The sequence below is a fragment of the Diplocloster hominis genome, from assembly GCF_032380655.1.
In the GTDB taxonomy this organism is placed as follows: domain Bacteria; phylum Bacillota; class Clostridia; order Lachnospirales; family Lachnospiraceae; genus Diplocloster; species Diplocloster hominis.
On the sequence record NZ_JAWDIY010000097.1, the window covers coordinates 1 to 539 of the forward strand.

Sequence of the window (539 nt, forward strand, 5' to 3'; positions counted from 1 at the left end):
TTGTTCTGCATTTGGATATATTCTGAACTTATAAGCTTTGTTCAATGCTTTTCACCTTGACTTTCTATATATTTTTTGATTACCTCTATGGGCGCACCGCCTGTCGTAAGCAAGCAAAAACTTTGACTCCAAAAATATTCTTTCCAAAGCTTTTGACGTATTTGCGGAAATTCTTTTTTCAGTAATCTGCTGCTTGCACTTTTGTAGGCGTTTATGAATTTGCTGATTTCGGACTTTGGGTGTGCTTTGAAAAGAATATGAACGTGGTCTTTATCATGATTCCATTCTTGCAAGGTAATGTTATAATTCGGCGAAATGTACTCAAAAATCTCTTTCGCACGAGCAGAAGTACAATCATCAAATACCTTTCGGCGATATTTCACAACAAGCACAAGGTGATAACATAGCAAAAACACTGAATGCGCATTATTGTCTAACTCCATGTATAATCAGCTTCTTTCTGTTTCGACTGATTGTATAATAACATATCATTATATATTGATCAAGTAGTGTGCGACGCAATTCATCCCCCACTTTAG

2 protein-coding genes are annotated in these 539 nt (G+C 36.0%); both read right to left on the reverse strand.

Annotated elements, in window-relative coordinates:
* The coding region (locus ABC831_RS26595) for a helix-turn-helix domain-containing protein (protein ID WP_425524627.1) at positions 1–45 on the reverse strand (45 nt) is incomplete at its 3' end.
* A complete protein-coding gene (gene tnpA, locus ABC831_RS26430; protein ID WP_343251053.1) occupies positions 42–443 on the reverse strand; it encodes an IS200/IS605 family transposase in 402 nt (133 codons plus the stop codon). The genes tnpA and ABC831_RS26595, both read right to left, overlap by 4 nt.
* Positions 444–539 lie beyond the last annotated feature (96 nt).